Annotated in this window: 21 protein-coding genes and 2 pseudogenes; 10 read left to right on the forward strand and 13 right to left on the reverse strand. The window is 57.7% G+C overall.

Annotated elements, in window-relative coordinates; genetic code table 11:
• Positions 1-255 precede the first annotated feature (255 nt).
• Together BUS12_RS14580 and BUS12_RS14585 are read left to right on the forward strand one after the other, a co-directional pair.
• A complete protein-coding gene (locus tag BUS12_RS14580) occupies positions 256-1,434 on the forward strand; it encodes a DNA-binding protein (RefSeq protein ID WP_171991642.1) in 1,179 nt (392 codons plus the stop codon).
• Positions 1,435-1,469: 35 nt separating this feature from the next.
• Entirely contained in the window at positions 1,470-2,948 is a 1,479-nt protein-coding gene (locus BUS12_RS14585; RefSeq protein WP_074267623.1) for a tyrosine-type recombinase/integrase, read from the forward strand.
• Between the two features lie 223 nt (positions 2,949-3,171).
• On the opposite strand, the pseudogene BUS12_RS14590 reads toward BUS12_RS14585, so the two are convergent.
• The 5 genes and pseudogenes from BUS12_RS14590 to BUS12_RS14610 all read right to left on the reverse strand — a co-directional run.
• Positions 3,172-3,423 (reverse strand): annotated as a pseudogene (locus BUS12_RS14590) (transposase domain-containing protein); the annotation flags it as partial.
• A 313-nt stretch (positions 3,424-3,736) separates the two neighbouring features.
• Entirely contained in the window at positions 3,737-4,672 is a 936-nt protein-coding gene (locus BUS12_RS14595; protein ID WP_074267622.1) for an ImmA/IrrE family metallo-endopeptidase, read from the reverse strand.
• 21 nt (positions 4,673-4,693) lie between these two features.
• The gene (locus BUS12_RS14600) at positions 4,694-5,185 is read right to left on the reverse strand and encodes a helix-turn-helix domain-containing protein (protein ID WP_074296330.1); all 492 of its coding nucleotides are present in this window, start codon (positions 5,183-5,185) and stop codon (positions 4,694-4,696) included.
• A 2-nt stretch (positions 5,186-5,187) separates the two neighbouring features.
• The gene (locus BUS12_RS14605; RefSeq protein ID WP_074296331.1) at positions 5,188-5,811 is read right to left on the reverse strand and encodes a GNAT family N-acetyltransferase; all 624 of its coding nucleotides are present in this window, start codon (positions 5,809-5,811) and stop codon (positions 5,188-5,190) included.
• Positions 5,808-6,023 (reverse strand): ribbon-helix-helix protein, CopG family, encoded by a 216-nt coding sequence (locus BUS12_RS14610; protein WP_074267619.1) that lies wholly within the window; start codon positions 6,021-6,023, stop codon positions 5,808-5,810. The genes BUS12_RS14605 and BUS12_RS14610 overlap by 4 nt, the downstream gene beginning before the upstream one ends.
• 134 nt (positions 6,024-6,157) lie before the next feature.
• On the opposite strand from BUS12_RS14610, the gene BUS12_RS14615 reads away from it, so the two are divergent.
• Genes BUS12_RS14615 through BUS12_RS14625 form a run of 3 tightly spaced genes read left to right on the forward strand, consistent with a single transcriptional unit; the run spans position 6,158 to position 8,521 of the window.
• Positions 6,158-6,895: a multiubiquitin domain-containing protein gene (locus BUS12_RS14615; protein WP_074267618.1), complete on the forward strand. Its 738-nt coding sequence runs from the start codon at positions 6,158-6,160 to the stop codon at positions 6,893-6,895.
• Positions 6,870-8,057, forward strand: a complete 1,188-nt coding sequence (locus BUS12_RS14620; RefSeq protein ID WP_074267617.1) for a ThiF family adenylyltransferase — start codon at positions 6,870-6,872, stop codon at positions 8,055-8,057. The genes BUS12_RS14615 and BUS12_RS14620 overlap by 26 nt, the downstream gene beginning before the upstream one ends.
• Positions 8,054-8,521 carry a ubiquitination-like system serine protease family protein gene (locus BUS12_RS14625; RefSeq protein WP_074267616.1) on the forward strand — a complete coding sequence of 156 codons (468 nt, stop codon included), beginning with the start codon at positions 8,054-8,056 and terminating at the stop codon, positions 8,519-8,521. The genes BUS12_RS14620 and BUS12_RS14625 overlap by 4 nt, the downstream gene beginning before the upstream one ends.
• A 123-nt stretch (positions 8,522-8,644) precedes the next feature.
• Here BUS12_RS14625 and BUS12_RS14630 read toward each other — a convergent pair whose 3' ends face one another.
• Positions 8,645-8,845 (reverse strand): hypothetical protein, encoded by a 201-nt coding sequence (locus BUS12_RS14630; RefSeq protein WP_074267615.1) that lies wholly within the window; start codon positions 8,843-8,845, stop codon positions 8,645-8,647.
• 397 nt (positions 8,846-9,242) lie between these two features.
• Between BUS12_RS14630 and BUS12_RS38180 the strand changes: the two genes are divergently transcribed.
• Complete coding sequence (locus BUS12_RS38180; RefSeq protein WP_143788323.1) at positions 9,243-10,004, forward strand: hypothetical protein; 762 nt, start codon at positions 9,243-9,245, stop codon at positions 10,002-10,004.
• Positions 10,005-10,074: 70 nt separating this feature from the next.
• Here BUS12_RS38180 and BUS12_RS14640 read toward each other — a convergent pair whose 3' ends face one another.
• Positions 10,075-10,893, reverse strand: coding sequence for a DUF5677 domain-containing protein (locus BUS12_RS14640; RefSeq protein ID WP_074267613.1), 819 nt, complete (start codon positions 10,891-10,893; stop codon positions 10,075-10,077).
• 432 nt (positions 10,894-11,325) lie between these two features.
• Between BUS12_RS14640 and BUS12_RS14645 the strand changes: the two genes are divergently transcribed.
• Both BUS12_RS14645 and BUS12_RS14650 read left to right on the forward strand, forming a co-directional pair.
• Positions 11,326-11,616, forward strand: coding sequence for a type II toxin-antitoxin system RelB/DinJ family antitoxin (locus tag BUS12_RS14645; RefSeq protein ID WP_074267612.1), 291 nt, complete (start codon positions 11,326-11,328; stop codon positions 11,614-11,616).
• Positions 11,588-11,908, forward strand: coding sequence for a type II toxin-antitoxin system YafQ family toxin (locus BUS12_RS14650; protein WP_074296333.1), 321 nt, complete (start codon positions 11,588-11,590; stop codon positions 11,906-11,908). Before BUS12_RS14645 ends, BUS12_RS14650 begins: the two co-directional genes overlap by 29 nt.
• A gap of 823 nt (positions 11,909-12,731) precedes the next feature.
• Here BUS12_RS14650 and istB read toward each other — a convergent pair.
• The 4 genes and pseudogenes from istB to BUS12_RS14675 all read right to left on the reverse strand — a co-directional run bounded on the left by istB (position 12,732) and on the right by BUS12_RS14675 (position 15,150).
• The gene (istB, locus tag BUS12_RS14660; RefSeq protein WP_074296334.1) at positions 12,732-13,529 is read right to left on the reverse strand and encodes an IS21-like element helper ATPase IstB; all 798 of its coding nucleotides are present in this window, start codon (positions 13,527-13,529) and stop codon (positions 12,732-12,734) included.
• Positions 13,526-13,953: pseudogene (locus BUS12_RS14665) on the reverse strand (IS21 family transposase); the annotation flags it as partial. The pseudogene BUS12_RS14665 and the gene istB, both read right to left, overlap by 4 nt.
• Positions 13,954-14,005: 52 nt before the next feature.
• Positions 14,006-14,671 (reverse strand): AbiEi antitoxin N-terminal domain-containing protein, encoded by a 666-nt coding sequence (locus BUS12_RS14670; RefSeq protein WP_074296335.1) that lies wholly within the window; start codon positions 14,669-14,671, stop codon positions 14,006-14,008.
• 11 nt (positions 14,672-14,682) lie between these two features.
• On the reverse strand, positions 14,683-15,150 hold the full coding sequence (locus BUS12_RS14675; protein WP_074296336.1) for a hypothetical protein: 468 nt from the start codon (positions 15,148-15,150) through the stop codon (positions 14,683-14,685).
• 151 nt (positions 15,151-15,301) lie between these two features.
• Here BUS12_RS14675 and BUS12_RS14680 point away from each other — a divergent pair, with 151 nt between their 5' ends.
• Positions 15,302-15,679, forward strand: a complete 378-nt coding sequence (locus tag BUS12_RS14680; protein ID WP_167379440.1) for a helix-turn-helix domain-containing protein — start codon at positions 15,302-15,304, stop codon at positions 15,677-15,679.
• Positions 15,680-15,816: 137 nt separating this feature from the next.
• On the opposite strand, the gene BUS12_RS14685 is transcribed toward BUS12_RS14680, so the two are convergent.
• Positions 15,817-16,830: a LacI family DNA-binding transcriptional regulator gene (locus tag BUS12_RS14685; RefSeq protein WP_074267606.1), complete on the reverse strand. Its 1,014-nt coding sequence runs from the start codon at positions 16,828-16,830 to the stop codon at positions 15,817-15,819.
• 327 nt (positions 16,831-17,157) lie between these two features.
• Between BUS12_RS14685 and BUS12_RS14690 the strand changes: the two genes are divergently transcribed.
• A complete protein-coding gene (locus tag BUS12_RS14690) occupies positions 17,158-18,699 on the forward strand; it encodes an MFS transporter (RefSeq protein WP_074296337.1) in 1,542 nt (513 codons plus the stop codon).
• A gap of 32 nt (positions 18,700-18,731) precedes the next feature.
• Here BUS12_RS14690 and BUS12_RS14695 read toward each other — a convergent pair whose 3' ends face one another.
• Entirely contained in the window at positions 18,732-19,646 is a 915-nt protein-coding gene (locus tag BUS12_RS14695; RefSeq protein ID WP_074267604.1) for a LysR family transcriptional regulator, read from the reverse strand.
• Positions 19,647-19,715: the final 69 nt, after the last annotated feature.

A 19,715-nucleotide genomic window follows, 5' to 3' on the forward strand; every position in this document is an offset into this window, starting at 1 on the left:
TACACACCTGACACGTCCTGAAATAGCAGCTCATGCGCCATATTCCAACGATCGGAAGCCGGAGCACCCCAATCGCGCGCCCACTGTCAGGGACAAGCATAGCTTGCCTGCCCGGGAATCGAGGCATGACCTGCGGTGTGGGCACGTGGTGGGCGGCTGTTTCCAGGCCGTGCACGGCTGGCTGGATAACACGGGCACGTAAGAGCTTTTTCGGCACAAAATCGGGTTTTTATGGGAAAGCCGAAATGTCGATATATGTCCTACAACGGTTTTCAGAGCAGTCTGACGGAATACTGTTTGTATCGGAAACATCGTCTGTGGTATTTTGTTTCAATTGCTGATACGCGCAACCGCCATGTTCGATTGCGAACATCCGTCTTTCCCCATACCGGTTGCCGTTGTTATTTAGTTAACGGCACAAATAAATACACGGCAAAAAAATGGACGGTTGGCGCGTCATGCCGGGACGGTGAGCGCAATAATGCCACTCTGTTTCGCGTGATAATTAAAGTTATCATTTCTCCAGCGCTCTATCCCGGACATTTATCCCAATCAGTACGTCCTGTATGTATTGGAATAACCGCGAATCACATTAAAATCCGTTTTCGGGCCATAATCAGTTTTATGAGCCGCGCTCCGTCCAATTCCCCCGAAGCCGTTCGTGCGACCGTAATCGCTTTGCTGGCCGAAGCTGGTCAACCCGCGCCTGCGTCAACGGAAGAGTTCCGCCGTCACGTCTCGGTCCGACGAGTCAGGGCGAGGCTCGGGGGCGGTGACACCACAGCGTTAGGGCGGACGATAAACGAGATTGAAGTTGAACTCGTCGCAGCGGGCCGGGCGCACCTGCGCGTGCCGGACATTCCGCCACACGTCTCTGACCTGATGCGAGGGTTATGGACTGCGGCACTGGATGCGCAGACCCACGAGATACTTAAAATCCAGCAGGCGGCGGCCGAATCCGTGGAGAACGCCGAGACCGAGCGCGACAATGCCCGCGCGAGGGTGGATCTGCTGAAGGTGGAACTGGATGATCTGCGTCAGGATCTTTCCACCCGTGACGAAACGGTTGGCGAACTGCGTGCCCGACTCGCGGAAACCGAGACGCAGCTGGAAGCAGCAAATCGCAATGCACGGACTATGGCGGATCGGCTCGATGAGATGAAGTCCCAGCGCGATGAGGCACACCGCGCTTACCAGGAGCGCGTTGATGCACTCCGACTGCAATTTGACGGCCTCGGCAGGCAACTCAGGCTTGAGACCGACACGCTGCGGCAGGGGATGGTGTCTGAAAAGGCAGCCCTCGAAGGAGGGTTGACGAGAGCATCGCAAGTGATTGAAAGCCAGAAGCAAATCATTGAGGAACTCCAGGCCGACCGGCAAAAACTCAGGAGCGAACTCGCGGGCCAGCGCGATGCGGATTCCCCGGTCCGGTAGTCAGGCCGCCCGTTCACTGTTTGAAAGGTTGCATCATGATGCCTTCCGCGTGGATCGACGCGATGGTCGCACCGCCGCGGCGACTGCCAGACCGAATCGACGACGCGATCGAGTATGTGTCTGCGGCGCTGGGTGTCCCTGTCTATGAACGATGGACACCGGCAACGCTGGCACGTCGTTATCCGTCGATGACCGCCGCGAAGAGTGCCCAGCCGGCAGTGTTCAATCTGCTGCTCGATTCGCTCGAAGCCGTGCAGTTCTGGCACGCTGGCACCATCGTGGTGATGACAAGCGAGCAGGCGCCCACCTCGGGACAGGTGCTGGAACAGCTGTTACGCACCCTCACCGTCCGGTTTCGCCTGACGCACCCGGATGCAACGAAACGTTCAGCAGACAATCACCCGATCCCGAAGGGCGACGGCCATGCAGTTGCTATAACCGGTTCCTCCCATGATGAAAGGTGGTTGGCGAGAACGGGCAGGTTCTTCAACGCGGACCCCAGCACAAATACCCTGAGCTCGACGAACGACGCGACGGCACTCCGTGCATTCCTCGTTGACCGTACCGGCCGGTCTTTGCATACCCGGCGCGCGTACGTGACAGAGCTGAAACGGCTGATCGCGTGGTGCCAGTGTGCCGATCTCGGACCGTTATCAGGTCTCACCCGCGAACACTTGATCGCATTCCGTGATACGCTGCCTCATATTTCAGCTCACGCTACCGCCCACCCGCTTGGAGCAGCAAGCTGCGCGCGCGCCATGGCGGTCGTTAAAAGTCTTTACCAGTACTGGGCGAAAACGGGCTATATAACGGTGAACCCCGCACTGGAACTCGGGAGTACCAAGGGCGAACGACCCACGTTCGAGCCGAAGCGCTTTCTGCCAGACAGTGCCACTGAAGCGTGCGATGCATGGATTAGCGCGTGGCTTAGCGCCCCGCCGGCCAACGCAAAACGGAACCGCCAGGCAACCATCCTTGGCCTCTACCGTTATACAGGTGTCAGACTGGCCGAGCTTGCGTGGGAAGACGGCTATCCACTGCTTCATACAGACCGGACAGGATGGACACTCGAGGTGAAGGGGAAAGGTCAACGCGTGAGACGCATTCCCCTTCCTGCTCAATGTGTCAGCTGCATCATGCGTTACCGCGAGTCGCGGGGACTACCGCCCGCTCCGTCTCCGATCGAAGACATGCCTCTCATCCACACCACACGAGGACACGGGCTGGGACGAAGCGGACTATATCGCGAGGTGAAGCTGGCTTTCGAGGAGATCGCAGGCCAGCTTCCAGCCAACGACATCGCCGGACGGTTCGCCCTCATGGCCGCGTCAACCCACTGGCTGCGACACTCGTACGTGCATCACCTTGTTGTGAGCCATCAGGTGCCACTGCCCGTGGCGCAAGCGCTCGCCGGTCACTCATCCGTGCAAACCACGGCAGCATATGCCCTTACCGATCAGTCGCAGCTGCGTAAATTTGTGTCGGAAAGCTTCGGCGACGTGCCAGCGTCGTGATCCTCCCGTGCCGCGACCAGCAAGTGGGGCACTTTCACTGTGCAAGTATTCTTCGCGACACCTCTACTCGGCCCGCACGCTGTGCGCCCCACCTCATGTGACAGTCGGCCATCCAGAATCGATGCAGCGTGCACCGACTGCCGCGGAGTTATCCGCAATTGAACGAGGCGCTGGCGCGTGTTTCCTACGTAAGCGCGCAGCAAACCCGCCTTGACGGATTGCGCTAATTGACTATCACAGGCGGACGCCAGCGATGCGGCAGCAATGCCGAGATGTCGCTGGCCTTGTGGGTCGGCAGCCGCGTGAGGATGTCCTTCAGATAGGCGTGCGGGTCGTGGCCGTTGAGTTGGGCCGAGCGTATCAGGCTCATGATGGCGGCAGCACGTTGGCCTGCTCGTAGCGAGCCGGCGAACAACCAGTTGGCCCTTCCGATAGCCCATGGGCGGATCTGGTTTTCGACCCAATTGTTGTCTACGTGTCGAGAAGGCGATAAAGATCGTTCAGAGTCCTGACTACTTCGATGCGCAGGCACGTCGACTTCTGTTACCCCTTCTCACGGAGGACGACAAATGGCAGCTTTTGGGAATCGACTTCGGTGTGGCAGCGTGAGAGCACGACTGTGAATTTCTGATGTGCTTCGCCTTTCAAGCAGCGAATGCCGAACTGTCAGCTGCTAGTCCCTACGTTGAAATTGGCTTCTCCTTGCCTGAGAGTTCCGCTGCCGAGTCAGAGTTCATTCCGACAATCGAAACGGTGTTCGGCACCGGATTGCCCGCGTTCAATGAGGGTCACGCGCTCACAGGAACCATAAGTGCTTCCGCGCCGAGATAGACGCCCAACGTCAAAGCGTCGTAGCGATTGAAAAATGTCTCGAAGAAAAACCGGTGCGAATCTCCATTGTCATCCGTCAAGATGAGCTCTCGTTCGCCAAGCAGGCCGCCCTTCTGTCGTCCGCAATAGCTGCTCACTGCGTTGAACAGCTCCACTTCAGTGATTCTGGAAAATCTTGCGTGAAAAGCGTGCGACTGAATCAGATGGCGGCATGGACTTGCTGGATCAAAATTGATCGGGCGACGATCCACATGCGGGTGGCAGGTCATGAGGCCCACTACGGGAGTTTCCTGTCCGACGCTCTCGACGAAGCGATAGAGGGTCGTTGAAAGCGTATTCCCATACGTATTTTTGAGATCGATTATTGATTGAAGACACGCCGGCGAGGAGCGGGCTTCGTTCACAAACCGGTCCCGAAGGAAAAGTAGCCGACCGGCCGCGAAATTAGCCTCGGTTTCAATCTGTTCGGCGCAGTCTCTCGAGACCGTGTTCTCGTTATCGCCATGCATCATGTCCTGATGCCAGGGAATGAGACTGTGGCCAATTTCGTGAGCTTCATTCCATCGGTGCTTGAGCAGTGGTACCGCACTGTCTAGCATGATCCGCTTACGATCAGGCAGGTAAAGTGCTTTCAGAGAAAATTTCTTCACTGCATCGAGAATCAGCGCGGGCCGGCGGTATACCTGCACGGCCGCGACGCGGATTCGGCTGATGGCTTCCCGAGCCAGACCAGGATCGTCCGAGGTGTAGAAAGCCAGATCTAACTTGAGGAGCTCACGAACATCTTCAAGCCGCAACGGAGGCTCAGGGTTGCCGAGGCCCCGGAGCACCCGTTCAACTCGACTGTCGATGTCATTTGAAGTCCTGGCAGAAAGAATCAGATTCCTGGCCATAGTTGCCTCATGCAGTTATGTTTACTTCTGCTCGCTGAGTACCGCGACGAACGCCTCCAGGGCGGAGCGCTCGGTTTCATTCAGGTCAGTGACCTTCTCGGATCGAGCCGCGAACCGTATTGCTTCATTGGCAAGATGGCTATCGCGCTGTTGCGATAGACCGGCCAACTGCATCAACTTCGAACTGGGAATCGCGAAATAGCCTGCCAACTGGAAGACAGTGCGCGGCTCCGGTCTGTAGTGTGAATCTTCCTCAATTTCTACGAGTTCGGTGACGTCGATGTCGGCAGCTTCCGCGAGTTTCTCGAGCGTCTGCTGTCGTCCCCTTCTCATGAGTCTGACAAATCTGCCAAAAGCTATCCTGGGATCGGCGGATTCCTCCATCGCATACTCCGGACGCTGTGTGGATGGGTCTGCGGCAAACAGGCCAGCACCGATCTCGACGTCTGTTCCATTCTCGTGCTCAAGCCTCGCCATTTTCAGGCACCAATCTTTCGTTACTTCAAATTTCATGACTAGACTCCTTTGGCGATGAACGCCTCCGCCTGTTCAGGCGTCATCTCAAAATAGCGGAGGTTCTCCTTGGCGGAATCAATTCCCAGGTCCGACATACCGCATACGTTTGCGTACCAAGCGTTGGCCTGCGGCAGCGAGTGAAGTCCAATTCGTCCGCCAAATCCTTCACTACGGCTAAGCTCGATAGCCGCGCGGACTAGTAGCGTTCCCACGCCTTTCAGACGTGGATGTTCAGCGGAGAGGCCAGGGCGATTCCATGGCGCCGTTTCGAGGTACTGGATATAAACGAGCGGCTTGCCCTTCTGATGCGGCAACCGGCAGGATTCCAGGGTTTCGACAATCATCAGGCCCTGGGTCATCCCCTGGCACACGATGCTGAATGATGGAGCCGCAAGCAGGCCTTTGAAGGCCTCGGCTTTTCTGCGCCAGTCCCAATGCCGGTTCTGTGGCCAGAATCGCCTGTCGACACCCTTCTCCTTTAGCTGCTGAAGCGCTCTCGCGAGCGCGGGCATCCAGGCATCTTCCCAGTCGCTAACGTTGGAATCGGAAATGCCCTCGATCAGGCTTGCCTCAACGGCCGCGTCCGAAGCGACATCAACTAGGTATACCGGGAATTGGCTCATAGCATCACAACTTCTGCCTTTTCCTTGGTTTTCTCATCCTCGAAAAAAAACTTGTCGCCTCGCTCAGCCCGTACTTCGACAGCCTGATAAAGCCGCAGCGCCTGCCGAAGGACCGCCGTTTTGCTCAGATCCTTCTTTTCGCAAAGCTCCTCGAGCGCACTCATCTCAGCATCAGTGAGATTTAGGGTCATAGTCTTTTTTGATGTGGCCATGTCTTTCTCCTTACTGTTTCCACAATTTTAGGTCCAAAAAATAGCCATGTCAAAGCTATTGACTAGCTAAAATTTAGCTATATAATCAGTATCAAGCTACCGGGTGGCCGGTTGCTCGAATCAGGGAGAACAGAATGAACATAACGATTGAAGATCTGCAGGATGCGCTGGCGGCAGGCCGCACGATCCGCGACCATGGCCCATATCATGTGCGGATCGGGATGCAAGGATTCGACTTCAAGAAGGTCGTTCTTGCTGAGCCGGTCGTGACCGGCAACGCAATCCTCGAAGCGGCCGAGGCATTTCCCGTCGAGCAGCACCTCCTCTTCAGGATTACGCGAAGTGGCGTGACGGAAGAGATCCGCCCTGATTCGGCGTTGGATTTGCGCCTGGACGCTGTGGACAGGTTTGTCGTGTTTCGGAGTGATCGCACCTTCCGGTTCCTGCTGGATGAGCGTGCATTCGACTGGGGCGCATCGCAGATTTCAGGCGCCACCCTCAAGCACCTCGCAGGCGTTGACATGTCAGATCACGATGCGTGGCAACTGGGTACGGACGGGACTGAAGCGTTGATTGAGGACGACTGTTTTGCCGACCTTGCAGCACCCGGTGTTGAGCGCTTCATCACCCGACACACCGGGCTGACCATCGTCGTGAATGGCAAGCGCAAGGAGGTATTCCGACGTCGCCTGTCGTACTGGGAGGTCGTGAGGCTCGCGTTTCCCGACGCGGTGAAGAGCGAGAACATCATCTATACGATCAACTATGCTCGCGGTCCGCACGCGAATCCCGAGGGCTCGATGGTCGATGGGCAGCACGTGAAGATCAAAGAAAATATGGTGTTCTATGTCACTCCGACTGATCGCTCTTAATCAGGACCTGCGTCGCCTGCGCGACGAAGGATATGAACTGGAAATCAGATCAGGCTACCTGCTTGTTCATTCCATACCGTACGTAAATTCGAGGCGTGAAGTGTGCCTTGGGGTTCTCGTGTCGGAAATGAATATGGCGTCTCCTGACGTTCTCGATCGCCCCAACACGCATCAAATCTATTTCGTTGGGGAGCATCCGTGCAACCCTGACGGATCTGAACTTGTCCAGATCAAGAACGGAACGAAAACCTACCAGTTGGCCGACAACCTTGTCGCGAACCACTACTTCTCGAACAAGCCGAAGTCCGGCGCGTACGAGAATTACTACGAGAAGGTAACGACCTACGCCAACGTCATTTCAAACCAGGCGAGAGCCCTTGACCCGACTGTGGACGCGCGGACATGGAAAACGGTCGACTCCGCTGAGGATGAGTCCGTTTTTCTTTACGAAGACACCGCATCGAGTCGTGCCGGCATCCAAGCGATCGCCGCACGCCTGAAGCACCAGCGCATCGCGATAGTCGGGCTCGGTGGGACCGGTGCGTATGTACTTGACCTGGTGGCGAAAACGCACGCCAAGGAAATCCACCTTTACGATGGAGATCCGTATCGGCAACACAATGCGTTCAGATCGCCTGGCGCTGCATCGCGCGAAATGCTCAATCGCCGGCTCAGTAAGGTTGCGTACTGGGTTGAAGTGTATTCGGCCATGCGAAAAGGTGTCGTGCCTCACGAGGTCATGATCAGCGAGACCAACGTCGCGGAGCTGTCGGGCTATGACTTCGTCTTCATCTGCGTAGACAAAGGTGAGGTTCGGCAACTTATCGTTCGGGAACTCGAACGGCAAACTGTGCGGTTTATTGATGTCGGAATGGGGATTAACCTCACAGAAGACGGAAGCCAGCTCTGGGGTACCTGCCGCATCACCACCAGCACGCCCGCGACCCGTGCGCTTGCGTCCGCCCGAATCCCCAAGGTGGACCGCGATGACGAAATATATGGCTCGAACATACAGATCACCGACCTGAACTGTCTGAACGCAACCCTGGCCGTCATGAAATGGAAGCGTCTTAGCCAGTTCTACGTTGATGACCGCAACGAGTACGACTCAACCTACAACGTTAATCTGAACCAGTTGACAAACGAGGAGCCCGAATCGTGAAGGTTAGCGGGTTCAAACCAATGTTTGTCGAGTACATCCCCGATCGGCTCGACGAGGGTGTTCTCTATCTGTCGATGGAGTTCGCCACTGCCTCTCATGCGTGCGCCTGCGGATGTGGCCGTGAGGTAGTCACACCGCTGTCGCCGGTTGGATGGCAAATGCGCTACGACGGAGAGAACGTCAGCCTTGAGCCATCCATCGGCAACTGGAGCTATCCCTGTAGATCCCATTACTGGATCAAGGGCGGGCATGTCCGCTGGGATAGCGAGATGCCGCAATGGGCCATAGATGAAGGCCGGGAGCGCGACCGGCAAGCAACAAGAAGATATTACGCGGAACGATCGAATCCGGCAGCGCCCGCAGCACAGGTCGAGCAGGCTCCGCAGTTGCATGACGTAACCCAGGAAGCAGACGTCCCCGTCTCGCGTACCTGGTGGGAAAGATTGATTTCTGTTTTCCGGTAAGAGGGACAACAACATGATCGAGCGGCACAGGCGCTAAGCCTCAAGTTCGCGCGGGGCGGTATTACGAACTGCCCTGTCATCTCGAAGACCTTGGCCATTGAATCGCTGGTTTCCAGTCGGGGATTACTGACCAAACCAGCGGACGTTGCGCATCATGTGCGATGGCGATCGCAGCTTGTGATGCATGATCCGGTAGCGGCGGCTGTCGCAGCGATCGGACGCTTGGCTCAAATTGTCGTCGTGTAGACCAGCTCTGCCCAGATTCTCAAGACCGTATTGGTCCCAGTTCAACGAGGAAATAAACATGAAGCTTGCCGAGTACATCGAACATCTCCAAAGCCTACAGAAGCAGTATGCGGGACTAGACATCGAAGTCGCCCAGCGACATCCGACAGTGAGTACGAATGCCGGACTCTATGTCGTACCAGCGAAAGCTCCTCGTGTTTGGCCCGTGAGAACGGAGGACTCTCATTCTCAACTAGTGCCGTTAGGCGCACAACCGCTCGACCCGGCCGCAAAACCGAAAGGCCCCGGTCCACACGGCGTCATCCTTGTGTTCGACGTTCAATGAGTGACGGCTGGTCCCGTATAGGCTCACACGTATCCGATGAGCAGCGGTTGCCAGCATCCAGCAATACATTTGGAGTTCCATAGTGGCGTTGCATACCGTACGTGTTCGGCTACCCGGCGTATCGGTAACGACGGACATGGAGAAGCGTTGATGACCCAAGTGCTACTGCCAATTGACCGACCAGATGCGTGGCCGGCTCGGCTGATATCCCTTCTGGACAGTCTCCACGAATTACTTCTGGACTCGCAGATCGCCCCAACGAAAGTGAATCCGCCAGACCATGACCGAGCGATTCTCGCCGTCGGTGATGCCCTTCGTCCGTATTCGATCACCGGCTGGCACTGCACCCGCCTCACAGATATAGAGATCGCGCAGATCGTCGGATCTGGGATGCAACTGCCCGACGATACGATGCTGCGCCGTCGCATCAATGCGCTGGTCAAATCGGGCCGACTTCCGGGCGACATTGGTGACCGCCTCGCAAGGACCAATCAGGCTGATGAGAGCAATCGCGCAGGACGGCTGTGGTTCTGCTTTTTCCCGCCGCATCGCGCTGGCGAACATGGCATTGGACGCTTTTTCCGTCATTCGGGCGGTGAAGCGCTCTATAACTCCCATGAGGACGACCCAGTGACGTCTCAGATCCTCTGCGCGATCGGAACACCGTGTGTGATCGAGGCCGACGTACCTGTTACCTCACTCGCCCCCGGTACCGGCGTTGCCACGAAGCTCGTACGCACGTATTTGATTAGTCGCGGCTACGGGACGCATGAACCGGTGAAACATGTAGACAGAAGCGTGCAGCCCATTGTAGCTGACTGCATCAGGCAGGTGATCCGTTATCCCGAAACTGACTTCATGGAACTCACCGGATGCGCAACCTGGCGACGTCCGCCTTTAGATGGACAATAAACGCTGTTTCGGAGTGAATTCCGCCTCTGTCCGTGCGGACAGCACGGTATGAATAGGTAATTGCCAAAGTTCAGTCCAACCCCTCCGCCGCGCTCGCCGCTTCGAGGTCCGGCCTGAGAATGTTCCAGTGCAAAGTTAGATCGCCGCGTTCGGCGTTGAATTCACCCAGCCCCATGCTGTCGACAGCGAGGTTGATCAGGTGGATCGCAGCGGCGTTGGCACATAAAAGCGTCGACGCCATGTCGGACGTATCGGGCCCGAAGAAGTACGCGTCTGGCTCGCCGTCGATACCTTCCCTCATGTGGCGAACAAATGCACCCAGCGTCGCGTGTGCCCCGTTCCCGGATGTGAACCTGTACGAAAGTTCGTAGAGCAGCGTGAGATCTGACTCATGAGCAAGCGTCGCAAGCTTCAGTGATCGCGGCCTGTCATACTGCGCTTCAATCTCAGCTTTCCTTCTCCTGAAAATTTCCAGCCGTTCGTCCCCAGCGTCATTTCCGTTGAGTTCGAGAACCCGGTTACATACACCGAGATCGTGCGCTGCATCGTCCTCGCGGAGGCGTTCGAGCGTGCCCTCCACCTTTGCCAATCCGGCCGTTACGATGACGGATTCTGTGCACAAGCGTGCCAGCGCACGAGCCTCTGGCAGCGCTCCGCGACTAGCCATCAGGATGCCCCCCTGGAACGCTCCCAACGCCCGTACGAACCCGGCAATGGCCCACTTTACTTCCTCGCGGAGCTCGTTCAGATCAAAAGCCTTCCGCATTCGCATTCCCATCTCGTTCGCGCGCCCCGCGAACTCGAAGGGCCCGGCGAACAGTTCACGCGCAGCCGTCTGCCAGCCCTCAAGATCGTCAGACAGGAACCCGACTTCATCAAAACTCGCCATGGTGGCTTTCTCCAGTCACCGCACACAATGCCGGGGCCAGCTAGAACTACGCAGCAGCCTGATCCCGCTCGATGGATGTACTGCTTCGCTGAGGCTTGCGCAAGACTAGAGGCACGTGATGGCCTGTAGGGTGGACGGCTTTTCCGGCCAGTCCAGCCGCCGCCAAGCCGAACTGGCGCGTATGGGAGAGTATCGCGGTTTTTCGCGTACGCGAAAAATGCCCCGGGCTTGTCGCGATTTTTGTAGCAACGTTGTAGCTACACGCCACCTTTTGAGATACAATCAACCTACGCGAGATTCCACCAAAGGCCCGCGCGGGATCTCGCTGTTTATCGTCATTTTCAATTTCATAGCAGTATGAAGTAACTATTTCCGGTAACGGTGAAGCGGCTTGGCCTTTGAACTTGCACGGTTCTGGAGTGGAGATATGCAATGGTCGGAACCACTGTTGATAACAAGACAGCCGATGTGCGTACCCGAATCGAACCGGAATTGAAGGAAGCAGCCGTGAAGGTACTCGCACAGAACGGGCTAACGCTGTCTGACGCGATGCGCCTGTTCCTTCGCCAGGTCGTGCTTTACAAGGGATTGCCGTTTGAGGTTCGGCAACCAAATGAGGCAACAGTAAGAGCGCTCAGGGAATCCCGGGCGATGCGGGAAAAGGCGCGCTTCGGCTCTGTAGCGGAGCTAATCGATGAGCTTGAAAAAGAAGGGCGCAAGTAGCAAACGTACGACGCTGCCCCTGCGCAGCGACATGAGTAAGGATTTCAGGAAGGACTGGAATCGGCTGTCGGAGTCGGGGCGTTATGACCTTATCCGGCTCAAGCGGGCCATGATGCTGCTGGGCATGAATGAGGGGCCGCTGCCGGCCGAGTACCAGGACCACGCGTTGACTGACGACTGGAAGGATCACAGGGAGTGCCATGTTGGCGGCGACTTTCTTTTGATCTACCGGATCACAAAGGACGCGGTGATTTTTGTACGGGCGGGGACTCACCCGGAGCTATTCGGCTGAGTGAAGCGGGCAAGACAAAAGGCCGTCGCGGCATCGCGGCGGCTTTTTTTCGCGTACGCAAATAGCTGGCCAAGGCGGCAGAGAGCGTTCGCCAGCTAACGAAGTGTGCCCTGGCATCCTCTTTGCCAGGCATCGATCTGCGCCATCCAGTACGGTATTGCTGAAGACCCACACGGGCATCCGCAGTGGTGTGACCCGCGAAGACAGGCGGTTCCGACTCGTAGCCGCGGATACCCAGATAGTCAGGAACGGCCGGCACATTTAGGAACACGCCCAGATCATCACGAATACAAATCCGGCTCGACTCCGCACGCGTCGTGCAGTACCTGAGTCTATGACTACTCCGGCGCGTTCGCAGCCGCTGCACTTGCCCAAGGTCGCAGCGCTCCGGATCTGAGCGCGACGCCCGCGTACGGAGAACTGGCATCAAGGTCGAAGCGGAAGGAGTTCTTCTTGTCGGTCAACCCAGGAATGGCGCCATGCCAGAACAACGTTGTCTTCTGGCCTGCCAGTGTCGGAAGGTAGTCGGGCAGCACTTTCTTTTTGCTCGATACCAGTAGCAGGGGAAGTTTCTTGGCTTCATGGAGAAATCGTTTTCTGCTTTCTATAAGGAAGCTATAGTCCGCCTCTCTGACAGTTGACGCGCCGAAAATGATACGCTCGCGCGGATTCAGCGAACTGATTTCATCGGAAGCACTGCCAAGAAACGTAAAGGCAGTCTCGTACGTCAGGCGGCGGCTGCCGATTAGACAGCGTCAAGCAGCACGGCCGGTCAGCGACAACTATTTTGGCCGGTCAACGGGTGTAGTTGTCGCTGGCTAATTCATAGTTGTCGCGCCTCCATCGTAATTGTCGCCGGCGCGCTCTGTTTGTCGCTGGCCTTTCGACGGCGATAGCTTTCCACATACAGTTCAAAGATCGTCGAGTGATGGACAAGCCCGTCGATGGCTGCGACCGTCATGCCGGGGTCGGGGAACACGTCATTCCAGCCAGAGAACGGCTGATTGGCCGTTATTAAAAGACTTTTTCGCTCATACCTCTCGGCGATCAGCTCGAACAGTACGCTGGTTTCGGCCTGGTCCTTGCGCGCATACGACAGGTCATCCAAGATGATGAGATCGAAGCGATCGAGCTTCGCGAGCGCGGATGGCAGCTGCAGGCTCTGGCGTGCAGCCTGCAGCTTCTGGACGAGTTCGCTGGTGCGCGTGAACAGCACCCGGTAGCCAGCGTCGATCAGCGCGTGCCCGATGGCCGATCCCAGATGACTCTTACCGGCACGAAGCGGCCCGAACAGGAGAATCGTGGCGCCTTTCTCCAGCCAGGATTCCCCGGTTGCCAGCGCAGTGACATGCGCCTTCGAGACCATCGGCACCATGCCGAAGTCGAAGGTAGCAAGTGTCTTGGTCGGGTCCAGATGCGACTCGGTTCGGTGGCGCTCGATGCGTCGTTTGGCGCGTTCGGCCAGTTCGTGCTCGAGCAATGCGCCGAGCAGCCGTGAAGCCTGCCAGCCTTCCTTGTCAGAGCGTTCCGCGAACTCGGGCCAAAACCTGCCGATGGTGGGCAGGCGCGGCTCGTTGAGCATCAGGGCCAGACGACCGTTCTCATAGGCGGGTGCGTTCATGCGGCCGCCTTGTCGAGGAGTTCGTCATAGACTGCGATGAGAGGCATCTCGACCACCACCTCGGGACACAGCGCCTCGCGCGGAGCGAATTCGTCGCGCAACTGTTTCAGGTCGGGCAGTTCGCCGACTACGAGTAACGCATCAAGCCGCTGCGCCAGCAACGCTTCAACGCCGTGGTGTCCTGCAAGTTCGAGCAACCCCACCATGGTCTTGCATGCCTGACGTTACATCAGTTGCGCCTCCAGCCGCTCCCAGGTCCGGCGGTGGGCATCGCGCGGAAACAGCGCGTCGCGAAACGCAAGTCCCTGAACGCCTGAGGCTTGCGCTTGAGAGAATCGATGAAGTGACAGTAATCCAGCGCGTGGCGGTTGTCGGCGGCACGGGAGCCTCGCGGCGTACTGTGCGCCAGCGCGCCCGACAGATACCGGATTCGACCAGAAGCAGCTAATGGCCCATCGTTTTCACGGTGAAAAGGTTCAGCATACTAGCTGCTTCGCCCACTCGAAATCTTCATCTTCCCCGATAGACTTGAGCGTCCAGACAACATCGCGCTGCGGGCAGTGATCAACCAGTTTTTGCAGCACGTCGAGGCGGATGTTTCGCAGCATGCCCACGAGATTGACGTTATCCTCGTGCAGCCTTTCGTCATGCACAGAACCGGCCAGATATTCCAGGATGGCACGTTCTGTGGCCGCCACCGGCATCCTTGCACTACGCGCGGGCAACGCCGAAATCGCGAACGTCGTCGGCAAGGCATCGTCAAACAGGCGGTCGTGCTCGTACGTGAGCAACAGCAACTCTTTCGCCCACGAAGGAAATTCGAAGGGCACGGCGCCCCACAGATTGATCCGGGGGCGTGCGTACAGGTAATAGCGTATGCCTCGCATGTCCAATGCGGCCTTGCCGCTCACATGAAGCCCGGGAACGCGTCGGGCAAAAAAGGCAACGGTGCCGTCGAGAGCCGGCAAATCACCTCGGAGTAGGTAAGCGTCGTCAGAAAGTCGCCGCAGCCAACCGCCTGTTACGAGATCTGACGCTTCGACCGACGTCACGCCGTATTCGGCGAGGAAGCCTAGATCGAGCGGCTCTCCGCGTGGCGCGAAATCCATCAGAAGCTGGACCAACCGGGTGATGTCCTCCATGTCCGATTCGACTACGTCGCGTCTACAACCGGGTCATTGCAATCCTGTGCATCCAGGTTGAGTGCAAGCTGCAATGGGGCGTCGTTGGGAAGGCGATGCTGCAGCCGGGAGCAGGGATGCAGATCACCCTCTTCCGTTCTGTACCAGTAGTCGTACGCCGGCGCAATGATTTGCTGCTGGGTCAACAAGCCTGTCACGCGTTGCATTCGCGCAGATGGCCGATCCTCGGCGGGTGCATCCATGACGTACACAGAGAAGCTCCCTGACGTCAGTTCACTCGCGATATCGAGAAGCGCCGCCGGGTCGACGACCAGCAACCCGTCGGGCAGTGCTCCGGTCCGGTCAGACTGGGGCGCGGGGAAAACCCAGAAACAGATCGTGTCGTCCGTCCATCCCACACACCTCCACGGTTGGAACGGCTTTGCGATGGCGCGCCGGAACGCACTCGACTCGGCCCAGTTTGCATCTGTGAACAACATATCTCTCCCTTACGGTGACACGGAAACGCAAAACACACGACAAGACAACAATTAATGTTGCCAACCAATATAAAGCGATGTTATCAGATCAGTACATTGAAGAGACCATCTCATGTTGAATGACAACATGAAATGGTGACTTTTGACTGCCGTGAACGAGCAGAAGACCGCAAAGCATTTGGGGCGCGCGCTAGCAGCGGCCCGAGCCGATGCACAGCTAACGCAGGAGCAGGTGGCCGAACATCTTGGCGTTTTTGTCGAGACCGTAAGCCGCTTTGAGCGCGGCGCGCATTGGCCGACCATCCCGCGTCTGCTGGAGCTAGCGGATCTCTATAAAATTCCGGTCGTGACATTGCTCAGGCGCGCGTCCGACCGGCCAACAGATGTCAGCCTGGAGATCGCCGAGCAACTCGAGCGGCTCAGTAGTGACGATCGCGCATGGGTGGGCACGCTGGTCAAGGATCTGTGCAACCGGTTGCCAGCCGCATATGAACACAAAGCGAGCGGCCAAGGCCGTGCGCGTCAGTAACGCGACTTTAGCGGTTCACTCCGCAGCGCGCGACCGAGGGAGTTTTTCAGCGTCCCGACAGGATCCGCGCAACCTGCATACTCCGCGCCTTCCAGACACGAAGCTCGCTGAGGTATGTCGTTCGAAAGCAGGCCAATCTATACCGCCGGCGCTGCAGCGGTACTTTCCCGCACAATGAGTTCCGCTTCGAACTCGTCTTGCCTGACGGGCTGATTACCCACGTTGTTGACCTGCGCCAACAGGTTTTCAGCACTTAGGTGTCCGATCTTAACGGCATCGGAATGGATGGTGGTGAGCGATGGAGAACCGAGTCTGGCTAGATCCCAGTCGCCAAAACCCGTTACCGACACCTGACCCGGAACGGAAACGCCGAGCGCTCTGCACTCGGCAAGCGCCCAGGCCGCTACGAAATCGTTGTTGCAGATAAGCGCAGTCGGAGGATTTGCCCTGGAAAGAAATTGACGCGCTGCGGAGCGAACGGACTCGGGGTCATACGGCGTAGCGATCACAGCTTCAGGCCGCAAGGCTATTCCATGACGCCCCAACTCCTCGCGTATGCCCGAGAGTCTCGCGGCCGACAACTGATGGACATCGGACGGACCTGTGAGCACGCCAATACGGACATGCCCAAGGTTGACGAGATGCTCGGTGACGCGCCCCATGGCACGTTGGTTGTCATAGCCGACGGTCGGATGAACGCGCTCCGGGTCAGTCGCCCACATCAATACATAAGGAAGTTCCTGCCTGCGTATCAGGGTTAGCACGTCGGGATGATGGCTGGAACCGACTAGCGCGAGGCCATCGACTCCGCGTTCGATAAGCGTCCGAACGATACGCAACTCCAGATCTCGATCATCACGATGGCAGGTTAGCAGCCCAGTGTAATCCAACTGAAGAAATTCGCTTTCCAGGGTATCAACGGCTCGCGCGTACAACTCGTTCATCAATGTCGGCGCAACGATACCGATGGTTCGCGAGCGACCCGACCGGAGTACGCGGGCTGGCGCGTACGGGACGTAATCAAGCGACGCAATTGCCTCTCTGACCTTTTTCAGCGTCTTCGGGTGCAGGCGCTCCGGCGCTGCAAGCGCGCGCGAAACGGTGGACGACGACACCCCGGCAAGCGCGGCGACTTGTTTCAGATTCACCATGTACACCCCGATACCGGCATGTTCATACCCATAAGATCGTGCGGCGTTGAGTGTATCAAAACAGCAATTCTCTTCATGCCCGTCTCCAATGGAGGCGCCAAAAGCATCGCAGCATCCCGGCCCGTTGAATTCCCGGCAACTCGCCCCACGAAACCACAAATGATAACGATTGCAAAACATCATAATATTGATTTAAATAGAAAAAATATGATATAAGTCTGAACGTTGCAATCGTTGTCATCAAATTCATCAAGGCTAGGGAAAGGATGGGAGCGCGCAGCTGCGGACAACTTCCCATGCAGACGGCCCCAGTAGGAGAGATAGTCCATGAAGGCATCAAAACAACTCCTGATCATGCTGTGCGTGTCCATACCGTCGTTCATGATCAACCTTGACGGAAATATCATCGCCGTATCGTTGAGTTCGATTGCCCGTTCGTTACATGCCGATTTCGCCGCAGTCGAATGGGTTATCAGCGCTTATACCTTGACCTTTGCGGCCATGCTCATGCCGGCCGGAACGCTTGCCGACCGCTTTGGTCGCAAACGCATGCTGATCGTCGGCCTGGTCCTGTTTACGGGCGCCTCGGCGATGTGCGGCGCGGCACACTCTGATACGGCGCTCAACTGGGCACGAGCACTACAGGGAGTCGGTGCGGCCTTGCAGCTGAGTGCGGCGATGGCAACCCTCTCCCACTCATTTCGTGGACTCGCACGGGCCCGTGCGTTTTCGTTCTGGGGCTCGGTCATCGGCGTTGCGATCATGCTCGGGCCAGTCGCCGGCGGCCTGATCACCCAATATCTCGGCTGGCGCTGGATTTTCTTCGTCAATTTACCGGTGGGCGTGTCAATGATCGCGTTGACGCTGTACGCGGTCGAGGATTCGAAAGATCCGCAAGCGAAGCGACTCGACATTGCTGGTGTGACGACCTTCGGCGGCTCTCTGATATTGCTGACGCTTGCCCTTATCTCGGGTAACCGTGCCGGATGGTCCAATCATCTGATTCTGGCGGAGTTCATCGGGGCAGCGGTCCTCTTTGCCGGGTTCCTGACTGCCGAGACACGACAAGTCCGGCCAATGGTCGATCTGCGCTTTTTTTACCAGCCAACGTATGTCGGCGCCAATATCGCCGGACTAGCCTACGGGATGGCTTTTCTGACCATGCTGACCTATTTGCCGATGTACTTCCAGAATGGCATGGGCCGCACGCCGCTCGACGCAGGGCTTCTCATGTTGCCAATGGCCTTGCCGCTATTCGTGATCCCACGCGTCGTCGCCTGGTGGCTGGCGCCGCGTTGTTCCGGTCGCCTGCTTCTCAGCACAGGCTTGGCACTGGTCGGGCTGGGATTGATATGGACGTCCACCGAAATGCGCAGTTTCGCCTATACACCCATCCTCGTCAGCATGCTCGTCGCCTCTTGCGGTGCCGGAATTCTCAATGGGGAAACCGCCCGGGTCGGCATGACTGTCATTCCCTCAGACCGTGCGGGGATGGCCTCCGGGGTTTCGGGTACCGTCAAGTTCAGCGGAATCGTGATCGGCTTTGCGACGCTGGGGGCGATCCTGGTTTCCCGCGTCCAGGCGTCGCTCGCAGACGCTTTGCCTGGGTACCCGGCGGCGGCGCGCAAAGAGCTCACGCGAATGATCACGGGTGGTAATTTGCATGCCGCGCAGGTGCTGGCTGGCCAGCGCGGTGGTTCGTCATTTGCGCAGTGGAGCTTTGGAAGTGGGTATGAGGCCGTGTTCTTTACGGCCGGCGCCATTGCACTGATAGCCGCCGCCCTGAGCTGGATGCTGGTCGACGCAGGTGAGACGGCACCGCTGGGAGCGGAAAGCATCCGGGATCACATCGCCGTGATGGAAGACTGAACCCATGAGATCGGCCACTCTCAACGGACCGTTCAAGCCGCGTCACGAATGACCTCCCTGATCCATGTTGTGAAGGCATCCATCGTGGCCTCGGTCCGCGTTGGCAGATGGCGGTGTCTTGGATAGAGAATCGATACTTCGGGCGCTGGCGTCTCCCATGAGGTCAGGATCCGCTCCAGCCTGCCCTCGCGTAGTGCGGGCGCAGCGAGGAACGAGAGGCTCTGGACGATACCCATGCCGGCGATCGCCAGTTGCAGCCGGGCATCGGAATCCCCAATCGAGGCGATACTGCGAGGGAACAGTTCCTGCCGTTCCCCGTTCTTGTCGAACTCCCACTCGAGCCGCGCTCCTTGCTGCGGCAGCAGAAAGTCGATCAGATGGTGTTCGGCGAGGTCTTCCGGACACTGCGGCCGCCCCCTTTTCCGTAGATACGCGGGCGAGGCGACCGTGACGCGTCGTGGACGCCCCAGGGGCCGCAGCACCAGATCCTGATCCTCAAGTCCTCCAATCCGTACCGCGAAATCGATCCCGTCGCGTACAAAATCGCTGCGATGGTCATTCATCACCAGTTCGACGTGGATCTGCGGATGCTGCTCAAACCAATCAGGCAAGCGCGGTATGAGAATCGAACGGGCAATCGAGATGTTCGCACTGATTCGGACCCGCCCCGCGAGCGCCTCTTGAGAACCGGTCAGTGAAGCTTCGATTTCGTCCAGTTCGCCGAGCACCCGGCGACAGACCTCGTAATAGCGCGTACCAGCCTCGGTGGCGGCAACCGCACGCGTCGTGCGGGCCAAAAGCCGCACGCCCAGGATTTTCTCAAGGCGGGCCACCCGTTCCGTTGCATTTGAAGAAGACATGTCCATTGAACGGGCTGCCTTACCGAAAGAGCCCGTTTCCACAATGCGCACGAAAAGACGCATGGCAGCCAACTGATCAACGCGCATCCGATTACTCGCTTAAGCCGAAAAGAGTCTTCGCATCTTACGCTCTAGGCGACTGACCGTCGATTCCCT

This window comes from Paraburkholderia phenazinium (genome assembly GCF_900142845.1).
Classification (GTDB): domain Bacteria; phylum Pseudomonadota; class Gammaproteobacteria; order Burkholderiales; family Burkholderiaceae; genus Paraburkholderia; species Paraburkholderia phenazinium_A.